At 63.6% G+C, this 24,549-nt stretch carries 22 protein-coding genes; 13 read left to right on the top strand and 9 right to left on the bottom strand.

Annotated elements, in window-relative coordinates:
* Window position 1: 1 nt before the first annotated feature.
* On the top strand, window positions 2-1,399 hold the full coding sequence (gene der / locus K5K93_RS03870) for a ribosome biogenesis GTPase Der (protein WP_093819797.1): 1,398 nt from the start codon (window positions 2-4) through the stop codon (window positions 1,397-1,399).
* A gap of 78 nt (window positions 1,400-1,477) precedes the next feature.
* Here der and K5K93_RS03865 read toward each other — a convergent pair whose 3' ends face one another.
* The gene (locus K5K93_RS03865; protein WP_261311923.1) at window positions 1,478-1,999 is read right to left on the bottom strand and encodes a GNAT family N-acetyltransferase; all 522 of its coding nucleotides are present in this window, start codon (window positions 1,997-1,999) and stop codon (window positions 1,478-1,480) included.
* Between the two features lie 64 nt (window positions 2,000-2,063).
* Between K5K93_RS03865 and moeB the strand changes: the two genes are divergently transcribed.
* The 8 genes from moeB to K5K93_RS03825 all read left to right on the top strand — a co-directional run bounded on the left by moeB (window position 2,064) and on the right by K5K93_RS03825 (window position 13,009).
* Window positions 2,064-3,200: a molybdopterin-synthase adenylyltransferase MoeB gene (gene moeB / locus K5K93_RS03860; protein ID WP_222389876.1), complete on the top strand. Its 1,137-nt coding sequence runs from the start codon at window positions 2,064-2,066 to the stop codon at window positions 3,198-3,200.
* A gap of 220 nt (window positions 3,201-3,420) precedes the next feature.
* The gene (locus tag K5K93_RS03855) at window positions 3,421-5,256 is read left to right on the top strand and encodes a monovalent cation:proton antiporter-2 (CPA2) family protein (protein ID WP_059063917.1); all 1,836 of its coding nucleotides are present in this window, start codon (window positions 3,421-3,423) and stop codon (window positions 5,254-5,256) included.
* Window positions 5,257-5,648: 392 nt separating this feature from the next.
* Window positions 5,649-6,527: a bifunctional methylenetetrahydrofolate dehydrogenase/methenyltetrahydrofolate cyclohydrolase FolD gene (gene folD, locus K5K93_RS03850; protein ID WP_117310191.1), complete on the top strand. Its 879-nt coding sequence runs from the start codon at window positions 5,649-5,651 to the stop codon at window positions 6,525-6,527.
* A 297-nt stretch (window positions 6,528-6,824) separates the two neighbouring features.
* On the top strand, window positions 6,825-8,282 hold the full coding sequence (guaB, locus tag K5K93_RS03845; RefSeq protein ID WP_032976170.1) for an IMP dehydrogenase: 1,458 nt from the start codon (window positions 6,825-6,827) through the stop codon (window positions 8,280-8,282).
* A gap of 188 nt (window positions 8,283-8,470) precedes the next feature.
* On the top strand, window positions 8,471-8,869 hold the full coding sequence (locus K5K93_RS03840; RefSeq protein ID WP_261311922.1) for a hypothetical protein: 399 nt from the start codon (window positions 8,471-8,473) through the stop codon (window positions 8,867-8,869).
* On the top strand, window positions 8,866-10,431 hold the full coding sequence (guaA, locus tag K5K93_RS03835) for a glutamine-hydrolyzing GMP synthase (protein ID WP_222389875.1): 1,566 nt from the start codon (window positions 8,866-8,868) through the stop codon (window positions 10,429-10,431). The genes K5K93_RS03840 and guaA overlap by 4 nt, the downstream gene beginning before the upstream one ends.
* A gap of 300 nt (window positions 10,432-10,731) precedes the next feature.
* Complete coding sequence (locus K5K93_RS03830; RefSeq protein ID WP_222389874.1) at window positions 10,732-11,643, top strand: hypothetical protein; 912 nt, start codon at window positions 10,732-10,734, stop codon at window positions 11,641-11,643.
* A 448-nt stretch (window positions 11,644-12,091) separates the two neighbouring features.
* Complete coding sequence (locus K5K93_RS03825) at window positions 12,092-13,009, top strand: hypothetical protein (RefSeq protein ID WP_222389873.1); 918 nt, start codon at window positions 12,092-12,094, stop codon at window positions 13,007-13,009.
* A 186-nt stretch (window positions 13,010-13,195) separates the two neighbouring features.
* Here the strand turns inward: K5K93_RS03825 and K5K93_RS03820 are convergent, their stop codons facing one another.
* Complete coding sequence (locus K5K93_RS03820; protein WP_222389872.1) at window positions 13,196-13,552, bottom strand: hypothetical protein; 357 nt, start codon at window positions 13,550-13,552, stop codon at window positions 13,196-13,198.
* Window positions 13,553-14,103: 551 nt separating this feature from the next.
* Window positions 14,104-15,027, bottom strand: a complete 924-nt coding sequence (locus tag K5K93_RS03815) for a LysR family transcriptional regulator (protein ID WP_222389871.1) — start codon at window positions 15,025-15,027, stop codon at window positions 14,104-14,106.
* 96 nt (window positions 15,028-15,123) lie between these two features.
* Between K5K93_RS03815 and K5K93_RS03810 the strand changes: the two genes are divergently transcribed.
* The 3 genes from K5K93_RS03810 (at window position 15,124) to K5K93_RS20250 (ending at window position 17,364) form a co-directional block, all read left to right on the top strand.
* Window positions 15,124-15,963 carry a type 1 glutamine amidotransferase domain-containing protein gene (locus K5K93_RS03810; RefSeq protein WP_222389870.1) on the top strand — a complete coding sequence of 280 codons (840 nt, stop codon included), beginning with the start codon at window positions 15,124-15,126 and terminating at the stop codon, window positions 15,961-15,963.
* Between the two features lie 98 nt (window positions 15,964-16,061).
* Window positions 16,062-16,799: a hypothetical protein gene (locus K5K93_RS03805; protein ID WP_222389869.1), complete on the top strand. Its 738-nt coding sequence runs from the start codon at window positions 16,062-16,064 to the stop codon at window positions 16,797-16,799.
* A 64-nt stretch (window positions 16,800-16,863) separates the two neighbouring features.
* A complete protein-coding gene (locus K5K93_RS20250; RefSeq protein ID WP_261311921.1) occupies window positions 16,864-17,364 on the top strand; it encodes a hypothetical protein in 501 nt (166 codons plus the stop codon).
* An 88-nt stretch (window positions 17,365-17,452) separates the two neighbouring features.
* Here K5K93_RS20250 and K5K93_RS03795 read toward each other — a convergent pair whose 3' ends face one another.
* From K5K93_RS03795 to K5K93_RS03785, 3 genes are all read right to left on the bottom strand, one after another.
* Entirely contained in the window at window positions 17,453-20,656 is a 3,204-nt protein-coding gene (locus tag K5K93_RS03795; RefSeq protein ID WP_222389868.1) for a zeta toxin family protein, read from the bottom strand.
* 5 nt (window positions 20,657-20,661) lie between these two features.
* Window positions 20,662-21,003, bottom strand: coding sequence for a hypothetical protein (locus K5K93_RS03790; RefSeq protein ID WP_261311920.1), 342 nt, complete (start codon window positions 21,001-21,003; stop codon window positions 20,662-20,664).
* 101 nt (window positions 21,004-21,104) lie between these two features.
* Window positions 21,105-21,452 carry a hypothetical protein gene (locus K5K93_RS03785; protein WP_261311919.1) on the bottom strand — a complete coding sequence of 116 codons (348 nt, stop codon included), beginning with the start codon at window positions 21,450-21,452 and terminating at the stop codon, window positions 21,105-21,107.
* A 209-nt stretch (window positions 21,453-21,661) separates the two neighbouring features.
* On the opposite strand from K5K93_RS03785, the gene K5K93_RS03780 reads away from it, so the two are divergent.
* Window positions 21,662-22,444, top strand: a complete 783-nt coding sequence (locus K5K93_RS03780) for a 3-hydroxybutyrate dehydrogenase (RefSeq protein WP_222389867.1) — start codon at window positions 21,662-21,664, stop codon at window positions 22,442-22,444.
* Here K5K93_RS03780 and K5K93_RS03775 read toward each other — a convergent pair.
* From K5K93_RS03775 to K5K93_RS03765, 3 genes are all read right to left on the bottom strand, one after another.
* On the bottom strand, window positions 22,441-23,208 hold the full coding sequence (locus K5K93_RS03775; protein ID WP_222389866.1) for a hypothetical protein: 768 nt from the start codon (window positions 23,206-23,208) through the stop codon (window positions 22,441-22,443). The genes K5K93_RS03780 and K5K93_RS03775 overlap by 4 nt on opposite strands.
* A 266-nt stretch (window positions 23,209-23,474) precedes the next feature.
* Window positions 23,475-24,014 carry a chemotaxis protein CheW gene (locus K5K93_RS03770; RefSeq protein WP_222389863.1) on the bottom strand — a complete coding sequence of 180 codons (540 nt, stop codon included), beginning with the start codon at window positions 24,012-24,014 and terminating at the stop codon, window positions 23,475-23,477.
* A gap of 75 nt (window positions 24,015-24,089) precedes the next feature.
* Window positions 24,090-24,548 carry an SRPBCC family protein gene (locus K5K93_RS03765; protein WP_222389860.1) on the bottom strand — a complete coding sequence of 153 codons (459 nt, stop codon included), beginning with the start codon at window positions 24,546-24,548 and terminating at the stop codon, window positions 24,090-24,092.
* Between the last annotated feature and the right edge of the window lies 1 nt (window position 24,549).

The following is a 24,549-nucleotide window of genomic DNA, read 5'->3' as shown; positions in this document are numbered from 1 at the left end:
GATGCTGCCTTTGGTCGCCCTGGTTGGACGGCCGAATGTCGGCAAGTCGACCATATTCAATGCACTGACCCGTACACGTGACGCCCTGGTCCATGACCAGCCCGGCGTCACCCGGGACCGCAACTATGGCGTCTGCCGGCTTGACGAGGACAACCATTTCCTCGTCGTCGATACCGGCGGCATCGCAGAGGAAGAAGAAGGCCTGGCTGGCGCTACCACGCGCCAGGCCCGTGCTGCCGCTGGCGAAGCTGACCTGATCCTGTTCGTCGTCGATGCCCGCGAGGGCACCTCGGCGATGGACGATGAGATCCTGGCCTGGCTGCGCAAGCTGTCGCGCCCGACGCTGCTGCTGATCAACAAGATCGACGGCACCGACGAGGACACCGTGCGTTCGGAGTTCGCCCGCTACGGCTTCAGCGAGATGCTGACCGTGTCGGCTGCCCACCGCCAGGGCCTGGACGACCTGTTGGACGAGGTCATCCAGCGCCTGCCGGAAGAGGGCAGCGGCGAAGAGCTGGACAACGATCCGAACCGCATCCGCATCGCCTTCGTCGGTCGCCCCAACGTGGGCAAGTCGACCCTGGTCAACCGCATCCTCGGCGAAGAGCGCATGATCGCCTCGGACGTGCCGGGCACCACCCGCGATTCGATCTCGGTGGACCTGGAGCGTGACGGCCGCGAGTACCGCCTGATCGACACCGCCGGCCTGCGTCGCCGTTCGCGCGTGGACGAGGTCGTCGAGAAGTTCTCGGTGGTCAAGACCATGCAGTCGATCGAGCAGTGCCAGGTGGCCGTGCTGATGCTCGATGCCACCGAAGGCGTGACCGACCAGGACGCCACCGTGCTCGGCGCCGTGCTGGATGCCGGCCGCGCGCTGGTGATCGCGATCAACAAGTGGGATGGCCTGACCGACTACCAGCGTGAGCAGGCCGAAACGATGCTGTCGCTGCGCCTGGGCTTCGTGCCGTGGGCCGAATCGGTGCGCATCTCGGCCAAGCATGGCTCGGGCCTGCGTGAGCTGTTCCGTGCGGTGCACCGTGCGCACGAATCGGCGAACAAGACCTTCACCACCAGCGAAGTGAACAAGGCGCTGGAAGTGGCCTACGAGACCAACCCGCCGCCGACCATCCGCGGCCACGTCTCCAAGCTGCGTTACGTGCACCCGGCCGGCGCCAACCCGCCGACCTTCATCGTGCACGGCACCCGCCTGAAGGAACTGCAGGAGTCGTACAAGCGCTACCTGGAGAACTTCTTCCGCAAGCGCTTCAAGCTGATCGGAACGCCGGTGCAGTTCATCTTCCGCGAGGGTGCCAACCCGTACGAAGGCAAGAAGAACGTGCTGACCGAACGGCAGGTCAAGGCCAAGCGGCGCTTGATGAAGCACGTCAAGGGCAAGTGATCCACGAGAAGGCGGCCGCAGGGCCGCCTTTCTCGTTGTGGCGATCCTGTCGGTAGTGCCGGCCGCTGGCCGGCAACCTCAGCCAGGCAGCCCCGGCACCGGAATCCGATAGACCACCGACGCAAACTTCGCGTTCTGCTCGGTGCCGACCACCTGGCCGCCCAGTGCTTCGGCAATCCGCCGGCTGGCCACGTTGTCCACCGCCACTGGGTAGCGATAGGCGACCGCAGCGAGCCGTTCCGCGCACCAGTGGACGACGGCACGCACTGCCTCGCGGCCGTAGCCCTGTCCGTGCTCGCGCTCGCTTATCCAGATGCCGAGCTCGGGTTCGCCCTCGCTAGCGCGGTGTACGGCGGCGATGCCCACAAAGCGTCCGTCCTGCAGATGCCGGATCACGAACGTGTATTCCGAGCCTTCCTCGATCAGGCGCAGCCATTCCTGGCCGATCGTTTCGAATGCCGCAAAAGAGTCCGGCGGATCGAATGCCATGAAGCGGGTCAGCGTTGGCGTGATGCCGGCGAAGACCTCGGGGCCGTCGGCGCATGAGAACGGCCGGAGTACCAGGTGCCCGGTCTGTACGGGATTGATCGATGGTTTCACCGGCCAGAGGGTCCTACGCGCCGTCGGCTCCGTCAACATGGGGCCCGGCTCTACAATGGACACCATGAGCATTCCAGAGATTTCCCCCGAGCAGGCGCGTGCGCGCGTGGCCCATGGTGCGGTGCTGATCGACGTGCGCGAGGCGCATGAGCGGGCCGGCGGCATGGCCGAGGGCGCGCGTGGCGTGGCCAAGGATGAACTGCTGGCCGACCCTGCGGCGCACCTGCCGCTGCCGGAACAGGAAATCCTGCTGATCTGCCAGAGCGGCAAGCGCTCGGCCGATGCGGCGCAGGCGCTGCTGGATGCGGGCTACACGAACGTGACCTCCGTTGCCGGCGGCACCGTGGCCTGGCGCGAGCAGGCGCTGCCGCTGGTGCAGCCACTGACCAGCGCCGCCGACCGCGATTTCTATGACCGCTATTCGCGCCACCTGCTGCTGCCGCAGGTGGGCGAAGCCGGCCAGCGCCGCCTGCAGCAGTCGCGGGTGCTGGTGCTGGGCGCGGGCGGCCTGGGCGCACCGGCCGGGTTCTACCTGGCGGCCGCCGGGGTAGGGCACCTGCGCTTCGCCGACCACGACCGTGTCGAGCGCAGCAACCTGCACCGGCAGATCGTGCATACCGAGGCCAGCGTCGGCCAGCTGAAGGTGGATTCGGCACGTGAGCGGCTGCTGGCGTTGAACCCGTCCATCGAGGTCGAGGCCGTGCCCGAGCGGGTCACCTCGGAAAACGTGGACCGCCTGCTGCAGGACGTTGACGTGGTGCTGGACGGTTCGGACAACTTCCCGTTGCGCTACCTGCTCAACGATGCCTGCATCAAGCACGCCACGCCGATGGTCTACGCCGCCATCGAGCGCTTCGACGGCCAGGTGAGCGTGTTCGATGCCGGCCGCCAGCGCGGCGTGGCGCCGTGCTACCGCTGCCTGTTCCCGGAGCCGCCGCCGCCGGAGTTCGCGCCGAACTGTTCCGAGGCCGGCGTGCTGGGCGTGCTGCCCGGGCTGGCGGGTGTGTTGCAGGCCACCGAGGTGCTGAAGCTGCTGCTGGGCATCGGCGAACCGTTGGTGGGTCGCCTGCTGCGCTTTGACGCGCTCGGCATGCGCTTCCGTGAGACCCGCATCAGCCCTGACCCGCAGTGCGCGGTGTGCGCGCCGGGCGTGCCGTTCCCGGGGTATATCGATTACGCCGCGTTCTGCCGGGGCGGGTGAACCCGGTAGCGCCGGGCCATGCCCGGCGAGCGCAGCGGCGCGCGCAGGTACAGCCGCCGGGCATGGCCCGGCGCTACCGGTTATGGTTTCGGGATGATGCCCAGGGCCACTCCCGCTATCGTTCCATCTCCAAGACAATAAAACGCAACACACGTGCTATTGCCGTCATCGGTGTTGCTCTATCGTTGAGGCCGATTTCGATTTCCGGGGAACCCACCGCATGGCGGTAGAAGCAGCGACCAGCGAGCTGGTCAAGGTCGTCGCCCTGTTGGGCGCAGCGGTGGTGATGGTGCCGCTGTTCCGTCGGCTCGGCCTGGGCTCGGTGCTGGGCTACTTCGCCGCCGGCCTGGCGATCGGCCCGTTCGGGCTGGGCTGGTTCTCCGACCCGCAGGCGATCCTGCATACCGCCGAACTCGGCGTGGTCATGTTCCTGTTCGTCATCGGCCTGGAAATGCGGCCCTCGCACCTGTGGAGCCTGCGCAAGGAAATCTTCGGGCTGGGCACGCTGCAGATCGTCACCTGCGCGCTGGTGCTGACCAGCATCGCCAAGCTGTTCGGGCTGCCGTGGCAGATCGCCTTCATCGGCGCCACCGGTTTCGTGCTCACCTCCACCGCAGTGGTCATGCAGCTGCTGGCCGAGCGCGGCGACATCGCGCTGCCGTCGGGGCAGAAGATCGTCTCGATCCTGTTGTTCGAAGACCTGCTGATCGTGCCGTTGCTGGCGCTGGTCGCGTGGATGGCGCCGGCTGCGGGCAGTGCCGATGGCGAGGGCTCGCGCTGGATGTCGGTGGCGATCGGCGTGGGCGCCATCGTCGGCCTGGTGCTGGTCGGCCGCTTCCTGCTCAATCCGCTGTTCCGCGTGCTGGCCGAGTCGAAAGCGCGCGAAGTGATGACCGCCGCCGCGCTGCTGGTGGTGCTGGGCGCGGCGCTGCTGATGCAGCTGTCCGGGTTGTCGATGGCGATGGGCGCGTTCCTGGCGGGCGTGCTGCTGAGCGAATCGACCTTCCGCCACCAGATCGAAGCGGACATCGAACCGTTCCGCGGCATCCTGCTGGGCCTGTTCTTCCTCAGCGTGGGCATGGCGCTGGACCTGGGCGTGGTGGCCGGCAACTGGCCGATGATCCTTGGCCTGGTAGTGGCGCTGATGGCGGCCAAGGCGTTGTGCATCTACGTGGTTGCGCGCCTGATGGGCAGTGACCACGCGCAGGCGCTGGACCGTGGCGTGCTGATGGCGCAGGGCGGCGAGTTCGCCTTCGTGCTGTTCTCGGCAGCGGCGAGTGCCGGGGTGATCAGCCTGGACATCAATGCCAACTTCACTGCCGTGGTGGTGCTGTCGATGGCGCTGACGCCGCTGGTGGTGCTGGTCTACAAGCGCGTGGCGCCCACGCCGACCGTCAGCCTGGAAGGCGTGGATACCGCCGATGGCCTGTCCGGCAGCGTGCTGCTGATCGGCTTCGGTCGCTTCGGCCAGGTGGCCAGCCAGTCGCTGCTGGCCCGCGACGTGGACGTGACCATCATCGACAACGATGTGGAGATGATCCACAACGCCGAGCGTTTCGGTTTCAAGATCTATTACGGCGACGGCACCCGGCTGGACGTGCTGCATGCCTCCGGCGCGGGCAGTGCGCGGGCGATTGCGGTGTGCGTGAACAATGCCGAGGATGCCGACCGCATCGTCGAACTGGTGGCCCATCAATTCCCGCAGGCCAAGCTGCTGGTGCGCTCGTTCGACCGCGAACATTCGCTGCGGCTGATCCATGCCGGCGTGGACTTCCAGATCCGCGAAACCTTCGAGTCGGCACTGCTGTTCGGGCAGGCGGCACTGGTGGAACTGGGCGCGGACGAAGACGATGCGCGCGAGATCGCCGAGCAGATCCGCGAGCGCGATGCCGAGCGCTTCGAACTGGAAATGGCCGGTGGCAGCCTGAGGGCCGGCGCGCACATGGTGTTCGGCAGCGCGCTGCCCGGTGTGCCGACGCCGACGCCGTTTACCGCGCCCAAGCGCAAGGCACGCACGCTCAATGCGGATGAAGTGCCGGAAGAAGAAGAGGAATGACCGTCACGCGCCGCGCTTCGCGCTCGCCGGGCATGGCCCGGCGCTACCGGGGCGTCGCGCGATTCCGTGGGTAGCGCCGGGCCACGCCCGGCGAGCGCAGCGGGCGCAGCAATCCGGTAGCGCCGGGCCATGCCCGGCGAGCGCAGCGGGCGCAGCAATCCGGTATCGCCGGGCCATGCCCGGCGAGCGCAGCGGGCGCGGCAATCCGGTAGCGCCGGGCCATGCCCGGCGAGCGCAGCGGGCGCAGCAATCCGGTAGCGCCGGGCCATGCCCGGCGAGCGCAGCGGGCGCAGCAATCCGGTAGCGCTGGGCCATGCCCGGCGAGCGCAGCGGTGGGCGAGGGGGCGTGAATCGGGGACAATAGCGTCCCCGCCGCCCCACGCCCGCACCCGATGACCGACTCCGCCCCCCAGCTTCCTGCCCGCATCCTCGATGGCCGCCGTATCGCCGAGGACCTGCTCGACAGCCTGAAGGTGCGGGTCGACGCCCGTGTCGCCGCCGGTGGCAGCCGCCCGGGCCTGGCCGTGGTGCTGGTGGGGGGCGACCCGGCCTCGACCGTGTACGTGCGCAACAAGCGCCGCGCAGCCGAGAAGGTGGGCATCGAAGCCTATGACTACGACCTGCCGGCCGGCACCACCGAGGCCGAGCTGCTCGACCTGATCGACCAGCTCAACGCCGACCCGAAGATCAACGGGATCCTGATCCAGCTGCCGCTGCCGGGCATTCCCGATGCGCGCCGGCTGATCCAGCGCATCGACCCGCGCAAGGACGTGGACGGCTTCCATCCGGAAAACGTCGGCCATCTGGCCCTGCGCGAGTTCGGCCTGCGCCCGTGCACCCCGCGCGGCATCACCACGCTGCTGGGCCACACCGACCAACCGGTGCGCGGCCGCAACGCCACCATCGTCGGCGTCAGCAACCACGTCGGCCGGCCGATGGGCCTGGAGCTGCTGATTGCCGGCTGCACCGTGACCAGCTGCCACAAGTTCACCCCCAAGGACGTGCTGGAACAGGCCGTGCGCAACGCCGACATCCTGGTGGTGGCGGTGGGCCGGCCGGGCATCGTGCCGGGCGAGTGGGTGAAGCCGGGCGCGGTGGTGATCGACGTTGGCATCAACCGCCTGGATGACGGCCGGTTGGTGGGCGATGTCGGGTTCGAGGCCGCAGCGCAGCGGGCGAGCTGGATCACCCCGGTGCCGGGTGGAGTAGGCCCGATGACCGTGGCCACGCTGATGCAGAACACGTTGGAAGCGGCGGAAGCCGGGAACTGACCGCGCCTGGGACTGTTCTTCCGTGGATGGGTGTCTTTTGTAGGGTGGGTGTCTTTTGTGGGTGGGTGCCGACCGTTGGTCGGCACAATGCCAGAAGGTGGGATTCCTGCTGGGGTATGGGTGTCTGATGGACAGTGCGGACCAACGGTCCGCACCCACCAAGGGCGGAGTGCACCCACCAAGGGCGGAGGTCCTGAACAGATCTTCGCCCGCGCGACACTGCGTCGCATCTACCCCCTGCCACAGGCCGCGAAAACAGGGTAAAATGTCGCGCTTCCCCACATCTCGGGTATGCCGATGCTGCGCATCCAGGCTGAAGCACTCACTTACGACGACGTCTCGCTCGTCCCCGCTCATTCGACCATCCTGCCCAAGGACGTCAACCTCGAAACGCGGTTGACGCGCGACCTGAAGCTCAAGCTTCCGATCCTGTCCGCCGCCATGGATACCGTCACCGAAGCACGCCTGGCCATCGCCATGGCACAGCTGGGTGGCATGGGCATCATCCACAAGAACCTGAGCGTGGAGCAGCAGGCCGCCGAAGTGGCCAAGGTCAAGAAGTTCGAGGCCGGCGTCATCCGCGACCCGATCACCGTTGGCCCGGAAACCACCATCCGCGACGTGCTGGCCCTGACCCAGGCGCACAACATCTCCGGCGTGCCGGTGGTGGGCAGCGACGGCCTGCTGGCCGGCATCGTGACCCATCGCGACATGCGCTTCGAGACCGAGCTGGACGATCCGGTCCGCCACATCATGACCAAGAAGGATCGCCTGATCACGGTCAAGGAAGGCGCCGCGTCTGATGAAGTGCTGCAGCTGCTGCACCGCAACCGCATCGAAAAGGTGCTGGTGGTCAACGATGATTTCGCCCTGCGTGGCCTGATCACCGTCAAGGACATCCAGAAGAACACCGACTTCCCGAACGCTGCCAAGGACATCGCCACCCGCCTGCTGGTCGGCGCGGCCGTCGGCGTGGGCGGCGATACCGACCGCCGCGTGGAAGCGCTGGTGGCTGCCGGCGTGGACGTGATCGTGGTCGATACCGCGCACGGCCATTCGCAGGGCGTGCTGGACCGCGTCAGCTGGGTCAAGAAGAACTTCCCGAACGTGCAGGTCATCGGTGGCAACATCTGCACCGGTGAAGCCGCGCTGGCGCTGCTGGACAGCGGCGCGGACGCAGTGAAGGTCGGCATCGGCCCGGGCTCGATCTGCACCACCCGCGTGGTGGCAGGCGTGGGCGTGCCGCAGATCACCGCGATCGACCTGGTGGCCGAAGCGCTGCAGGACCGCATCCCGCTGATCGCCGACGGTGGCATCCGCTACTCCGGCGACATCGGCAAGGCGCTGGCCGCCGGTGCTTCGACCATCATGATTGGTGGCCTGCTGGCCGGTACCGAGGAATCGCCGGGCGAAACCGAGCTGTTCCAGGGCCGTTCGTACAAGAGCTACCGCGGCATGGGCTCGCTGGCTGCGATGGAGAAGGGGTCCAAGGACCGCTACTTCCAGGACGCCGCCACCGCCGACAAGCTGGTGCCCGAAGGCATTGAAGGCCGCGTGCCGTACCGCGGCCCGGTGGGCGGCATCATCCACCAGCTGATGGGCGGCCTGCGCGCCACCATGGGCTACGTGGGGTGCGCCACCGTCGAGGACATGCGCAGCAAGCCCAAGTTCGTGAAGATCAGCGGCGCCGGCCAGCGTGAGAGCCACGTCCACGACGTGACGATCACCAAAGAGCCGCCGAACTACCGCTCCTGATGCGATTCCGCACCGTCCTTGCGGTCACGAGCAGCCTGCTGATGGCAGGCTGCTCGTTGTCCGAACCGCCGCCGCGCTCCGGGTCTCCGGGCGCGGCGGTTTCGCAATTGCAGGACGTGCAGGCGTGTTCAACGGCATTTTCGCTGCCCGCCGGATGGCGCGTGCAGCCGCTGGGCGAGGAGCGTTGGATGCTGCACGGCACCGGCGCGCGCCCGCTGCAGGTAACACTGCAGTGCCGGACGCTTTCGCTCGATGGGCCTGCCGACCCGGTGCTGGAGCCCGTGCTGGGCCCGCTGGATACGGCGGCCATGAATGCCAAGCGCATCTACTGGGGCACGCCCACCGAGCCGCGCCATCAGGCAGTGGCAATCGAACGGCGCTGGATGGAAGGCTCGGAAGTGCAGGAAGCGGTCGAGCTGCCGCGCATGGTCGAAGATCCGGCCGGTGCGCCGCACGCGCTGCTGATGCTGCGCTGGGACGAGGCAGATGCCTCACATATTCAACAACGCGAGGCACTCATCGCCTCGTTGACGCAGAGCCTTGAAGCTTCAGGCGCGGCGAAGAACACCACTGGAACGGCACCATGACCAACATCCATAACGACAAGATCCTCATCCTCGATTTCGGCGCGCAGTACACGCAGCTGATCGCCCGCCGCATCCGCGAGCTGGGCGTCTACTGCGAAATCTGGGCGTGGGACCACAACCCGGCCGAGATCGCCGCGTTCGGCGCCAAGGGCATCATCCTGTCCGGTGGCCCGGAATCGACCACGCTGCCGGGCGCGCCGGCAGCACCGCAGGAAGTGTTCGACAGCGGCCTGCCGATCTTCGGCATCTGCTACGGCATGCAGACCCTGGCCGCGCAGCTGGGCGGTGCCACCGAAGCGGCTGACCAGCGCGAATTCGGCCATGCCGAAGTGAACGTGATCAACCCCGATGCGCTGTTCAAGGGCCTGAGCGACCACGGCGGCGAGCCGAAGCTGAATGTCTGGATGAGCCACGGCGACCACGTCTCCGTTGCGCCGCCGGGCTTCACCATCACCGCCACCACCGATCGCATTCCGGTGGCCGCCATGGCCAACGAAGAAAAGCGCTGGTACGGCGTGCAGTTCCATCCGGAAGTGACCCACACTCTGCAGGGCCAGGCGCTGCTGCGCCGCTTCGTGGTGGACGTGTGCGGCTGCCAGACCCTGTGGACCGCCGCCAACATCATCGACGACCAGATCGCCCGCGTGCGCGAACAGGTGGGCGATGACGAAGTGATCCTGGGCCTGTCCGGCGGCGTGGATTCTTCCGTTGTGGCCGCGCTGCTGCACAAGGCCATCGGCGAGAAGCTGACCTGCGTGTTCGTGGATACCGGCCTGCTGCGCTGGCAGGAAGGCGACCAGGTGATGGCGATGTTTGCCGAGCACATGGGCGTGAAGGTGGTGCGCGTGAATGCCGCCGACCGTTACTTCAACGCGCTGGAAGGCGTGAGCGACCCGGAAGCCAAGCGCAAGATCATCGGCAACCTGTTTGTTGAGATCTTCGACGAAGAGTCGAACAAGCTGAAGAACGCCAAGTGGCTGGCGCAGGGCACCATCTACCCGGACGTGATCGAGTCGGCCGGCAGCAAGACCGGCAAGGCGCATGTGATCAAGAGCCACCACAACGTGGGTGGCCTGCCGGAGCACATGAAGCTGGGCCTGGTGGAGCCGCTGCGCGAGCTGTTCAAGGACGAAGTGCGTCGCCTCGGCGTTGAGCTGGGCCTGCCGCGCAGCATGGTCTACCGCCATCCGTTCCCGGGCCCGGGCCTGGGCGTGCGTATCCTGGGCGAAGTGAAGCGCGAGTACGCCGAACTGCTGGCCAAGGCCGATGCCATCTTCATTGACGAGCTGCGCAAGGCGGACCTGTACGACAAGACCAGCCAGGCGTTTGCCGTGTTCCTGCCGGTGAAGTCGGTGGGCGTGGTGGGCGACGCGCGGGCTTATGAGTGGGTGATTGCGCTAAGGGCTGTGGAGACGATTGACTTCATGACCGCGCATTGGGCGCACCTGCCGTATGAGTTCCTGGGTGCGGTGAGCAACCGGATCATCAATGAGTTGCGGGGGGTTTCGCGGGTTGTCTATGACATCTCGGGGAAGCCGCCGGCGACCATTGAGTGGGAATGAGTTGAAAGAACGAGGGCGCCGAGAGGCGCCCTTTTTCTATTCCTCTCGCACTAGCAGGAACGAGGTTTTTCTTGTTCGGAGGCAGGATTTTCAAGCTTGTTTGGTCCGCCGCCCGGGTGGGGCCACTTGAAGCCTGAGTCCCCGCAACTTCAAAGTGTTGACTCAAGAGCGCTGAGTACTATCATCCGAATGGAGTGGCCATTCCATAAATTGGTTCAGTGTTATCTGTATTGCTTGGATTGTTGCAACGAGTGAATTCTTCTTTATTGAAATCCAATGAGCGTCTAAAAGGGGGGGGGTATGGTGGAGTGTGATAAGGATGTCGATAGCTCTCGAATTAAGGTTCACTTCTTCTACGTTGTTCTCATTCTCGGTGGAACAATTGCGGTACTAGTGACGAAAAAGTGGACTGAGGTCGATGGATTTGTTAATTATTTGAGCGTGGCTTCGGGTGTGACATCGCTGGTTCTTGGCATTCTTGCCATTATCTATTCATTTGTCTCGACCGGAACGTTCAGTAAATCCGTGGGTTCAATTAATAGTCAAGCTGAGCGGGTGGCGAGTGTAGCTAACGAGCTCGCCACGGTTCTGAATTCAGGGGAGTCATTGCAGTCTCGAGCGGAGATGCGTACGGAAGAGTTGCATAGGCTTATTGGTGATTTGAGGGTGGGGTTGGATTCACTGCAGAAAACAACGCTAAATATTGCAGGGTCAGTTGAATCAATATCTCCTAAGATTGATGCGCTTCAGAAGGGGGTCGTTCGCGAGCCCGAGGGATCCTCTAGGCAGGTGGCTCGTGAAGCGGAGCATCCTGAATGGACTGAGGCTGGATTGAAGCAGTTCTTTTACACAGCAAGTCTGCAGGGGGTTGCAGCCGTCTATGGTGCTTTGCGCGCTAAAGAAATGGATAGGTATATAAACTATCAAGCCCTATTTGGTGATCGTGATTCCGAATACATTTGGGGATTCTTGGTTGGAGTTACGTGTTCCGGGGTCGCAAAATTTGAAGGCGTGGGGGGCTCTATGACGCTTGATTCCACGAGGATTAAGGTTATTTTGCCTGCAGTTAAAGGTGCGGTAATCTCAGAAATGGAGCGAAGGACTACACATTCTGATTCAGTGCGTCGGAAGGCATCATTGAGAATTAAAGCGAAGATTGACGATTATTTTGCGGTCGAAGAAGAGTTGGGGGATGACGGCAGCGAGAGTTGATGGGTACCCCTTCTCCGGTAGTCCCCGCCCAAAGCAAAAGCCCACCGTTCCTACGCTGCCCGCAGTGGAGCTGAATTGAGGAGTGGATGATTCGGCCGTTGAGGAGCGGTTCGCACATCGGCACCGACACGAGTGCACGATCGGTTCATGCGCATGTCAGTTCATGCGCATGAACGTGACTGGATAGCTGTCCACAACCAGCAATGCCCATGTTGGGTGCCGAATATAGTGGTTTCCCATCCGAATTGCCCCGAAAATTAATCGTGCGATTTCGGTAGAATCCTCTGGATTTTGGTGTTGCATTACCGATGAGTTGCGGGGATCCCATCAAAACCAATTAATGCGCGCACGGAGTATCGCTTCAATGGCCCCAGGAGTAAATGCGATAATTTCAACCCTTGATCTCATATGTGGTCCAATCCCAAACGGGCGGGCCAAAGATGCGATGTTGAATGAGAATGCTATTCGGCTGCTCAGGACTAGTGATTTCTACATGATTGGCGGAAGGGCTGAAGCAAGATTTGGTGGGTTCCGATTTGTTGAGCCGGATCTTCTTGAATTTAGAATTAATGTTCGCGGTGGTGCGGTAGGCTTGGGTGGAATTAGAATTTCTAAATTGCCGTCACTGAGGAGCCTTGAGGATGGTGCAAGGGTGGGGGTTAGGCACACTGAAGAATTTATTTCTTTCTGCACATTCGATGAGGATTCAAAGGAGACACTGCGCGCTGCTTTCGGCACCGAGGATATACTATGGCATCGGGGAAGGAAGGAGTCATTCGTCGAGGGCTTTGACAATCACCTTGATCTGGCGTGCTATGACTTGCTGTACGTTGGAATCGCAACAGGAACAGATAGTTATGCTCGTCTTATTCAAAAGGGTCATACTGCCAGGCAGCAGATTCTTTCGGAGGAGCCGCAGCGCTATCCGGGCGCAAGGGTTAGTGATGAAATATTTCTGATGCTCTTCAGGGCCGATCCTCTGCTTATCAAATCCTGGGGCAAAGAAGATGAGATCGAGGGCGAAGACGTTCTGATGACGTATAGCAATGAGCGACTCGTGAAAGATGCTGAGAAAGCATTCATTGCAGTTCTCAAGCCGCCCTACAACAAGCAACTTTATTCGAATTATCCAAAGGGAAAGGATGGAAATTACAGCGTAGGCTACACCGGCTACAGTTATTCGTTGTCGGACGGGATTGTGCTTCGTACCGCTTTTGGCTCAATGAAGGGAGCTCGTGAAAAGCACATGGCGATGTCAGATGAGGCTGATTTTATTTCTATAAAAGGGGATTCTGTCACTCTACACATTGCGGGCGCCGATCAAAAGGTGGATGCATCCGCCCCCTTCAGCGGCTACGTCAGTTGACTCTCTTGAGAATTGTTTTTAATTGGAATTGATTTGAATGGAGTATGGGTGACCGTAAGAGTAACTAGCCCAGCGAAATTTCACGGTTGCTGACTCATCTGATTTTCGTCTCCTTATCTGGAGCGGACTTTGGCAGATCCCTCGCTCTACCAAAGAACTTTGCAGCTGCGTTCGCATCAAGCACAACTATTCCGGCCTTACCTCGTGACAAGCCCACTCAGCCAATCCCCGGCAAGCCAGAAACAACCCATCCACAACCCCCTCATCCAAATGCCGCTCTGGCTCGGCAGCGACCCGGCAGCGGTCGGCCGAGTGAAGCACCTCCAGCACCGTCAGCAGCCCCACCAACGCGCGCTCGGTTCTTGCCAGGCTCACGCGGCGGCCGGGTGACACGTCGTTCTCCGGCCAAGGCAGCCCATCAGCCCCCTCGCATCCGCGCATGCGCTTGAGAATACCCAAGAAGGTGCTCAGGTCCGGCAGGGGAGTGTCGTCGTTGATGGGCTCAACAGCGGCGTACGAGGAGAAGGTTTCGGATTCGCTCATGGCGTCGGTTTCCTTGGCTGTGCTTAACAGCGCCACCGCGTAGGTGGGGTGGCGGACGATGCGTGGCTGCAAACCGGATGAAGCGACGTCATAAGCCGGTGAGCCCGAGGACTCCCACGCACCGCCCGCCATAAAGGCCGACGGATTGCCCGCCGGCACCGGTTAAGGACGGTGCCGACGGGCAAGCGTAAACAACAGACGTCGCATTCTTCGGGTTTGCAGACCCGGCCACCCGTTGTCGGTGGCGCGCCATGGTGTTTACGTGGTCGCTTCGAATGCAAATTGAAATTCGCGAAGAAATCTTGCGATTCGAGAGCGAAGAACTATTGTTGCACGCACCATTCGTGCAGCACGCGACGCCACAAGACGCATTCGTGCAGATGCTCTGCTTATTGCGAATCAAAGTGGCGCAATCGCCCGTGCCCCAAGCGAATAGTGCGATGGCCTTCTTTGCAACAGTTCTTAGTCCGCATCGGCAGATCGCGGCGCCCGACCGACCGCACACCCCGAAAATAGGTTCAATCCCGACAACGCCAGCGAACCTCGCAGCCTCAACCAGCGCCGTCCTCAGCCGTGCTCGCATTCCCCACCAGCAACTCAATCATCGCCCGCGCCGCCGCCGACTGCCGCCGATGCGGCGCATAGATCACCGAGAACGGCCTTGACCGCCCCCGCAGCTGCGGCAGCACTTCCACCAGCTGCCCGCGCTGCAACCGCTCGCGCACGATGAACTCATAGCTCTGGCAGATGCCGATCCCCTGTTCGGCCAGCGACACCACGCCCAGCACATCGTCGGAGGTCTCGATGGACGACCGCGGCAGCCAGTCCACGTCGCGCCCGTCGTCGCGGAAGATCCACGGCGCCAGCCGCCCGGTGCGTGGCATCACGAAGGGCAGGCACAGGTGCTGCTGCAGATCGTCCAGCGTCTGCGGCGTGCCGCGGCGCTGCAGGTAGTCCGGCGCGGCCACCAGCAGCAGCGGGGCGTCTTCCAGTTTGCGCGCCACCAGCCCGCTGTCCGGCAGCTGGCCCAGGCGGATGGCCAGGTCGAAGCCTTCGGCCACCAGGTCCACGTTGCGGTTGGTGATGTTCAGTTCCACCTGCACCTGCGGGTACTGCTGCGCAAAGCGCGCCAGCACGGGCGGCAGGCGGTAGTGGCCATAGGTGGTGGGCACGCTCAGGCGCACGCGGCCGGCGAGCGCACCGTCCTGGGCCAGTACGTCGCGCTCGGCGTCGTCCAGCAGGCCGAAGGCGGTACGCACCTGTTCCCGGTAGAGCCGCCCGGCGTCGGTCAGGCCCACGCGGCGGGTGGTCCGCTGCAGCAGCTGGCGACCCAGCCGCGCTTCCAGACGGGTGACCGCGCGGCTCAGCACCGAGGGCGTGGTGGACAGCGCCACTGCGCCGGCCGTGAACGAGCCGTGCTCGACCACCGCCAGGAACACCTCCACATCGCCCAGATAGTCGAACTTGCGGCTCATTTGGCTCTCCGGGGAACAGATCTTTTGCGATGGGGCCAATTTATCGCCGCTGGGGCGATCAATAAAGTGGCGGCCATTCCCCGATTGGAGCTCCCCATGAACCTGATGACCCGGCTGGCCGCAGCGCTGGCCCTGACCCTGGCCGCCAGCGGCGCGCAGGCCGCCAACGTGCTGGTGGTGCTGTCCGACGAAAACCACCTGGACCTGAAGGACGGCAAGGTGCTGTCCACTGGCTTCTATCTCAACGAGTTGATGCAGCCGGTCAAGCTGCTGCTGGACGCGGGCCACGAGGTGACCTTCGCCACGCCGCAGGGGCGGGCGCCGACGGTGGATGCGTCCTCGGTGACGGCGGCGTACTTCGGCAACGATGCCGCGCAGCTTACGCTGCACAAGGATCTGCTGGAGAAACTGGCGCTGACCTCGCCGACGGCGTCGCCGGTGGTCAGCCTGGCGCGCGTGGAGCAGCAGGGTTACGCGCGTTTCGATGCGGTCTACATTCCCGGTGGCCACGCGCCAATGCAGGACCTGCTGAAGAGCCCGGCGCTGGGCCGGCTGCTGGCCGACTTCCACCAGCGCAACAAGACCACCGCGCTGGTCTGCCACGGGCCGATCGCGCTGCTGTCCACGCTGCCGGATGCTGAGGGTTTCGTGGCGAAGCTGGAAGCCGGTGCGTTGCCGGCCACGCCGAAGTGGATCTACAGCGGCTACCAGATGACGGTGATCAGCAACCAGGAAGAAGAGCAGGCCAAGCCGCTGCTGGGCGGCGGCGAGATGAAGTTCTACCCGCAGACCGCGTTGCAGCGGGCGGGTGCGAAGTTCCGCAGCAACGCCACGCCGTGGACGGGGCATGTTGTGGTGGATCGGGAGCTGATTACCGGGCAGAACCCGGCTTCGGCGCTGGAAGTGGGGCAGCTGTTGGTGGAGCGGTTGAAGTAAGGCGGGGTCTGCATCGCATGCGGTGCCATGGCACCATGGTGGACTGGCCTCGTCCTTGTGTGCGAGGTCGGTTACCCAGGGAAGCCAGCCACTACGACATGCGAACGTCCGTCCTCTTCATTCTCTCCGCCTTGTGTCTGACCCTGTTGTCTGGCTGCGCCAGTGGGCCGGAGTATCACCATTACAGTCGCGAGATCACCGGCGCGTTCGTGGCCGACGACGGCAAGCTGTACTTGCTGCCGGTCTATGACGAGCCGATGCGCTTTGATGCGGCGCCGTTCCGTGATTACCGCGCGCTGATGGACAGCCCGCTGCGCGAGGCCGTGGTCTGCGCGCAGCTGTACATCCGTGAAGACTGGCGCGTTCCGGCTGGCCGCACCAAGGTGCATGGCAGCTACGCGCTGCTGCTGCGGCCCGAGCAGGTGACGCCGGAGCAAGCTGCCCAGTTCAAGCTGGAGCGGTTGGAGATCAGCCCACGAGTGGCCAAGGCCATCGACGAGTTGACGCGCCGGCCATACATTCTTGAAGCCCGGACCCGCTATGAACTGGCGGCCAACCCGGACTGCAATCTTTCCAGGAAGGGCGGCAGCTATTACAGCGCGCTGTTCGAGGGCGATGGCGAGCGGGTGCAATTGCCGGACGCTGCTGCGCTGGCCGCGAAGGCGAAGTTGCCGCAGTCGATTACTGCACGGGCTGAGCGGATCCAGCCGGAGGAGGCGGATAAGCCAGGGGCGGGTACGGCGACCGGCAAGGTGCTGGGTGCGGCGTTGGTACCTGTGGCGGTTCCGGTGTTTGTGTTGAGCCTGCCGTTTCTGGGGCCGGATCATTGGAAGTGATGGGGTGTGGAGAGAGCGCCATCCACGCGTGGCGTGGATCTACCCGGGCATTGCCAATGCCTGAATGTTCATCCTGGAGATCTGTGTGCCAAGCACATTGGAAACTGTGTTGAAGACCGTAGGCTTGATTGTCCTTGCGGTGCTTCCGTTGTTGACCATCTGGTTCATCCAGCGGCGAAGGACCCAGAGCGCCCGTTCCGCGTTGGAATCTGGGCTGCGCTTGAACCCGCCTCGGCGGATTTCCGGTACGTCCATGACCTTGGTGATGGTTAATGGGAAAGAGGATCGAGAGCACTACTTCTTTGATACAGATACCTTCTATCTGCAGCGGGGCCCAGTGCCCACGGCGGTGCGGCTCTCGCAGATCACCTCCGTCACCCGAACCTCTGACATGATCTACGAGCGCTATGTCTGGCAGGTGTGCTTCAGCAAAGCAGCGGGCAGAAGGTGCGTAACGTTCACCAACAACCTGACGCTGTTCAACCGCGACTTCCTGCTCTTCCTGGAGGCGGTGCGGAAAGCCAATCCGCTAGCGACGGTTGATCGAGCGGGCCTGCGCTTCTAATCGCGCGGCGACATCAGCGGCGCCGATTGGTAAACAGAGGGACTAGGTGGACGGTTGTCGTAGATGATTTCGCACGTGTCTCACCCACTCAGCCCATGCTGGCGGCGCGGATCTGGATATCCTGCTGCACGCGCTGATCTTCCAGCTGCTGCTCAAGTTGGTTGGCAATGGCGCGCTGCTGCGCCTCGCGGCTGACCGCGTCGAACTGCTGCATTGATTCTTCAACCGAGGTCTGTGCGGCCAGCTCGGTGGGCATTGCGGCGCGCTGGTGTGCGGGGTCGCTGGGCTCGCCCTGGACCACAAACAGGGTGTGACCGGTGGGCTTGTCTGCTGTGGCGTTGCTCAGCAGCACGTGGTCGACACGGTCCAGGTCGTTGTCTTTGGCCAGCACCAGCAGGCTGGCGGTCATGCGCTCGCTGGCTTCGTCGAAGGTGCGGCCGTGCTTGGCGTCCAACCTTGCCACGCCTTCTCGTACCTGTTGGTAGAGGGCGTGATCGGGATGCTCGGGCTGGGTCGGCAGCAGGGGAGCGGGCGGTGCTTCAGGCTGTTGAAAGGCCATTGCGCTGGACGGCGGGGTGGGCTGCACGTCCACTGGCGATGGCGTGTAAGGATGCTCGTGCTCCGAGACCTTGGGCGCGGCGTCTGTTGCCGGCGGGGGCGCAGCCGGCTCGACAGCGGCGCGGTTAGCTGGAATTTCTGACTCGGGCTGGATCGGCGCCGGCTTTGCGTCGGTTTCGTGGAGGCGAGCAGTCACTGGCGCGGCGTCGACCACTTCGGTCTGGTTCGCCGGGGCCGGGGAGTGGGCGTGAGCCGCAACTGGATCCTGCGCGGGCACGGGGCGCTCGACGCCCGGCGTAGGCAACGCACTCGCCTCGGGCTGGGCGCGAGATTGCTCAGCCGCGGGAATGGAGGGTGATGGCACGGGCGCAGACGGCGTCTGCTGCGCAGGAGTGTCTGCGTCCGTGCGCACTTTCTGCTCGCTCGAATCTTCCCGCGTTGGGGGCGCCTTAGCTGCAGTTGGCTCGGGTCGTGCTGCTTCCGGGCGCGCCGACTCCTGTACCGGTTCGGCACGATCCGGCGGTGTCGGCGCTGCAGGCGCGGGAGTGCGGTGCTCCTGCACCAGGGGTGGTGCGCTGGGCGCCGGCGCAGCTCGCTCCTCGGCGTGCGCATCGACTACCGCCTGCGGCGTCAGGCGCTCATCGGCGTGTTCGCCGCGCACTTCGGCTACGGCTGCGGCGGCCAGTTGCTGCGCCTGGGGAGCCGCGACGCCCAGCCGGTTCGCTTCCTGCGTGGCCTGATCGTAGGCATCGCGCTCGTTTGCGGTCAGGGCTTCAATACGTCGCTCATGGGAGCCGGGTGTGGGAGCCTCCTGCTGCTGGATCGCCCGGATCTGCGGGTAGGTGCCATTCAACTCGTCGCGGATGTTGCCCTCGGCCAGCGAATCGTAGATCCAACCGTCATGCAGCCATTCGCCATCGTGCTGGCGCTGATAGGTGCGCCCATCGGATGCCAGAACGTGATCTGGATGGTTCCGGGCGAAGACCACCTCCTCCGGAATCTCGCCGTACTGGGACCAGCCTTGCGTGGTGTATACCTGCGCGTACTGCTTGGCGAAGGCGGCTGAACTCCGGGCGGCGTTGAAGGCCATGATGCCTTGAGCGGTCTCATCGAGATGGGCCGCCTTGGTCGCGTCGGCTACTTCGACCGTGGTGTTCTTGATGCCGTGTTCGAGGACCTGGTGGACGACTTCGCGCCGCCATTCGCCGTTCTCCGGGTTGCGCTCCCAGGAGCGTGGGAGCGCGCTGGGTGTATCGCTGGCGTCGCCGGCAATGCTGAAAGGATTTATCGGTTGATCAGGCTCGGACAACCGCAGCCCGACGGCCCGGCTTGAGGCCTGGTAGTTCAGTTGCTGGGTCAATTCGGCATCGGCGGTCAGCTGCGTGGTCGCGCCGTAGATCGGGCGATCGGCCAGCGTGCCGACGGTGCCTATGATTTCCCGATCGCTGTGCGTCCAGCCCTTTTCAGGATGCGCCGGGTCAAACGTCCAGATTCTGCCGGTGCTGTCGGCCTGGTTGTTGATCTGGTATTTCTCGATCCAATCGACGATCTCACTGCCACCCCACGCGCCCAACCCGCCACCGATGATGCCGGTGACAATGGCGCCGGGGCCGGACTCGATGCCCAGCAGCGTACCGACCTTGGCGCCCAGCACCGCGCCGGTCCAACCGCCGACGCTGCGTGTACCGAAGTCCAACAGCGCGGCTTCCGCGCCCGTCCGGTTGTCGCGCGCGTACAGGTCGGCGATCCTTGTTCCTTCCGTGGCGGCTTCAAAGACCGTCGCTGCGGCGCCACCGACGACGGCGCCCCGCACCATGTTTGGACGCACGCGGATGGTGTGGTCGATGCCGCGTGCTTCCTGGATGTTGGGCGTAATGCCTTCAACAACCTTGAGCGTTGCGCGCTCATCGAAAACGGCTGCCGCCGTTGGCGGACTGACCTTGGCGTTGAGGGGCAGGGTGTCCCCAAGCTCGGCGTGCCAGCGCCCTTGTGCTCGCCAGCCATCGCGCAGTGATTGGGTGATTCGAGGGTCTTTCAGTCGAGCTTCGCGTTCGGCTTCCAGTGCTGCGCCCGGTAGGCGGGTGTCGCTATGGCTGTCGTAGACCTGCGCGCCTTCGCGTCCGTAGAGCCGAATCTGGATGCCGGTCTCGGCCTGGACCTTGTCCAGATTGCCGGGCAAGGCTTCGTAGACGTGTTTGCGCACTTCTTCGGGGACGTAGCGGCCGAAGCCAGTGCGATCCATGGATTTGGTAAAGCGACCTTCGACGCCCAGCTCGCTTTCCAGTCGGTGTGCGACGACGCCTCGAATCTCAACATCGTAGCCTTTGGCCTGAAGGTCCTTTATCAGTTTGATTGCGCTATCACCGTTGCCCAGTGTGGTATCGAGGATGAGATTCCTACGACCCTCAACTGCCGCGGAGCGCAATTCTTTGGCCCATTGGCTGGCGTCCTCGTGGGTATGACCGGCCCAGGTGTATGGGTGCCGCTCATACAGCCGTTCTACGCCTGGATATGCATCGCGTAGCTCGTCGGGATCCACGACAACTACTCCGCCAAGTTCCGCTTTGCCGAAGTCCTTAAGTGTGCTTTTTCCTGAGCCAGGCTGTCCTGCGAGGAGGATGGCCCTCGGTGTTGTCTGTGAGGTGTGGTGACTCAAGCCACTCTCCGGAATGATCTTTTCCCGAAGAGCCGACTGGTGCACATCTGCTGGCAATTGACCATCCATGGAGGCCATCAGCGTTACCTCATATTGGCTTCAAAGTAGGCGCGCAGCTCACTGAGATTCGCTAGGCCAATGTTGCTGGATCTGGCAAATGACATCAGTCGTTCCTTTTCTTTGGCGCGTTCGATGGCTTGCGGATCGCCTGATGCCACAGCGGCATCAATTTCAGCGCGCGCTTCACTCTTGAATGCACTAAGACAGTCCTCCAACAGCCAGACTGCGGCCTCAAAGGGAGGGGCGTAACTCTGCCGCCCGTCGCTCACTGAAATGAGAGCCCTCTGCAGTTGTTCGATGTGATCCGGATAGTCCTTGAGCAATTCAAGGAGCTTTGCCGGTACCGGGGGAGGGGAATGAGGCATGGGTTTCACCTGGTCAGCGGTTTGACACGTTTTCATGAGTATCTGCACTTGCAGGTATGAGTTCAACGCCATCCAGGTCCTGCTGGGCATCAGAGGAGTGGTCAGATCTCTCCGGGGTTGACTTGAAAGTACTCGTAAAGCTCATGGAGGCCCTTCATTCCCCCGTTGCCGGAGCGCGCCCGGAACATCAGTTTGAACTTCTCATCTGCTTTCGCAATAGATCGAGCTTCGCACGATGCCTCAACGGCGGCCAGGTGAATGCGGGCTTCGCTGGTAAAGCCATCAAGGCAGTCCTCCAATAGCCTTACCGCTGTCTCAAAAGGCGGGTCGGACTTGATTCTTCTGTGCTCTACCGAGTTGAGAGCCTCCTGCAGCCGTTCGATATGCTCCGGATAGTCTTTAAGCATTTCCCGGAGTTTTGCTGGAACGGGAGGGGAAGAGGGGGCCACGACTGTCACCTTTTCTGCAGATCCATGCGGATTCAAGATTATCCGCACTTGACTCTCTGGGGCCAATGTCATTTGCGACAGCGGTTGGGCGGGTTGCCTGACGCCTTGATCGAGGAGCGTCTTCGTTGGGGCCGGAGGGGCAGAGCATCCACGCGTGGCGTGGATCTACGAAGGTAAACTGGCTGCCTACGCCCGATGGAAGCTTGCCCATGTTCAACGGAAAAGTCGCGGTAGTCACCGGCTCCACCAGCGGTATCGGTCTTGGCATTGCCACTGCACTGGCGCGGCAGGGCGCTGACATCGTACTGAATGGCTTCGGCGATGCGCAGGAAATCGAACGCATCCGTTCCAACCTGGAAACCGAGTTCGGTGTACGGGTGGCCCATGATGGCGCCGACCTTTCGCGTGGTGAGGCCGTGCGGGAAATGATCACCCACGCCGTTGCCAAGATGGGCCGCATCGACATTCTGGTGAACAACGCAGGTATCCAGCACACCGCGCCGATCGAGGAATTTCCCGTCGAGAAGTGGGATGCGATCCTCGCGCTGAATCTCTCGGCGGTGTTCCACTCAACGGCGGCGGCGTTGCCCTACATGAAGCAGCAGGGATCCGGCCGCATCATCAATATCGCGTCGGTGCATGGACTGGTTGGCTCGGTGAACAAGTCGGCCTATGTGGCGGCCAAGCATGGCGTGGTGGGATTCACCAAGGTTACCGCGCTGGAGAACGCGGGCACGGGCATCACCGCCAATGCCATCTGCCCGGGGTGGGTGCGAACGGCGCTGGTCGAGCAGCAGATCACCGCTTTGGCGGAGCGCGAGGGAACGGATCAGGAGGCCGCCGCTCGCGCGCTGCTGGCCGAGAAACAGCCCTCGTTGCAGTTCGTGACGCCTGAGCAGCTGGGGGAAATGGTGGTGTTCCTGGCCTCGGATGCGGCGGCGCAGATTACCGGCACGGCGCTTCCGGTGGATGGCGGCTGGACGGCGCGCTAGCTGCTGGCCGGCTGTGCCCGCCGCTGCAGCATCGGCAGTGCCAGCAAGGTGGCAAGGATGGCGAACAGCACCAGCGATGAGCCCACGGTGCCGAAGCCAAGACCGCCTTTCTCCAGTGGCTTTGTCAGCAGATCGCCGAACGTGGCGCCGAACGGGCGGGTCAGCACGAAGGCGATCCAGAACAGGACCACCCGGTTGATGCCCTTGATACGGGTGGCCAGTGCGGTGAGCGCGATCAGCCCGCCAATCAGCAACGCACCACCGATGAAGCCCAGCCCGGAATCATCAGCGAGGAAATCGCCGAGCGCGGTGCCCAGCGTGTTCGAGAACAGGACGGCGGTCCAATAGAACACCTCAGCGCGCCCCGAGGCGATGTGGCTGACCGAGATCGATTTTTCCGACCATCGCCATGCCAGCAGCACCAGGGCCAGGCAGCCGGCCAGCAGGCTGGCGCCAGTGGCGTAGCCCAGGCCCAGCGTGCGGTCGAGCAGATCGGAGATGGTGGTGCCGGCGGTGCTGGTGGCCAGTACCACCAACCAGAACAGCAGTGGGTGGAAGCGCGGCGCGGAAAGCTGCAGCGCGAGCAGGCCGGCGAAGATCGCCAGCAGGATGGCGGAACTGGTGACGTAGCCCAGCCCCAACGTCATCGACAGTAGATCGCCTGCGGTTTCGCCCAGCGTGGTGGCGGCGATCTTCATCACCCAGAAGGCGAGGGTGACCGCGGCCACTTTGCTATGCAGGGAGTCTGTGCCTGAAACGCTCATCGTGGGTTGCCTGGGATGTATGCGGGCGATGCTGTGATTGAGAGCGTCGGAACGCGGTCGGAACAGGGTTGGGTGTGGGTGGGCGGGAGGGGGGACGTTCAGTTGATGGCGGCGCGGAGGTTTTACGGCGGCCGCTGCGCTCGCCGGGCATGGCCCGGCGCTACCGTGGTGCGGGGCATGGCGCGACGAGACGGTGGTGTGGGGCATGGCGCGACGAGACGGTGCTGTGGGGCGTGGCCCGGCGAGACCGTGTGCGGTGAACCGCGTTATCGAAGCCGGGTGGGGTCAATCAGGGGAATCTCGCCGAGGGCTTCCAACGCGATGCGATGGCCGCAGAACCCGAATGGGGTGTCCGCGGCGGGCCGCACGTTGTGGCGTGGCACGCTTTCGATGTCCCGTACTTCGTCGACGGCCAAGGCAACGATCTCCGCGCTGTTCTGTACCAGCAGCATGGCCGGGCAGCCATGGGCAAACCCGCTCAAGCCGATGGCCTGGCGCAGGTCGACCACCGGCAGGGCGTGGCCGCGCACGGTGAGGTGCGGGCGCGCGCCACTGCCGGGGCGATCAAAGGTTTCCGGGCCGCGGATTTCAATCGCGGCTTCGACATCGATGGCAAACAGGTGGGTACCGGCCCGCACAACAACAACTTCAATGAAGGCTGGCGACGACGGGGCCGGTTCACCGGCCGAAGGGGAAGAGGGCTGCAAGAGGAACCTGTGGAAGGGTATTGAAACTGCAACGCAATGATGCCGTGTTGAGGTGACGTAACGCGTACTTTGCGGATGAGCGGCCAGCACGCGTTGCATGCGTCGTTCAGCGGGATCAAGGCGCCTTCACGGGTTGGCTTGGGCCGTGGGCAGATTGCCAGCCATGGGCTGGCACTACTGGGGCTTGGCGAAGACGTCCAGGCCTTTGCCGGTTTCCAGCAGCGATTTCAGGCTCGACAGCACGATCGGCCAGCCTTGGCGGATACCGGTATCCATGCCGCTGCCCGGTTCCAGCTCGTCATGGGTCACCGTCAGCTTGACCATGTCCTGATACGGCACGATTTCGAAGGTCACCCGGCTGTAGGCCTTGGGGTTGTCCGCCTGCGAGGGGGCCGCCCAGGTGATCACCAGTCGCGAGGGTGGGGTGTTTTCCACCACTTCGCCGACCAGTTCGACCTTGCGCTCGTCATTGGCGCGCACGTGCTGCCAGCGCGAGCCGGGTTTCCAGTCCGATACGTTTTCGTGCCCCCAGTAGGTGCGGGCAATCTCCGGCCGGGTGATGGCCTCGAACACCTTCTGCGGCGTGGAGGCGATATAGATCACGTGGATGAAACGGGTGGATTCAGCGCTCATC

It is taken from the genome of Stenotrophomonas sp. DR822 (assembly GCF_019793815.1).
Classification (GTDB): domain Bacteria; phylum Pseudomonadota; class Gammaproteobacteria; order Xanthomonadales; family Xanthomonadaceae; genus Stenotrophomonas; species Stenotrophomonas indicatrix.
Note: the sequence above shows the minus strand (reverse complement) of the source record. Positions and strands in the feature narration are given on the sequence as shown.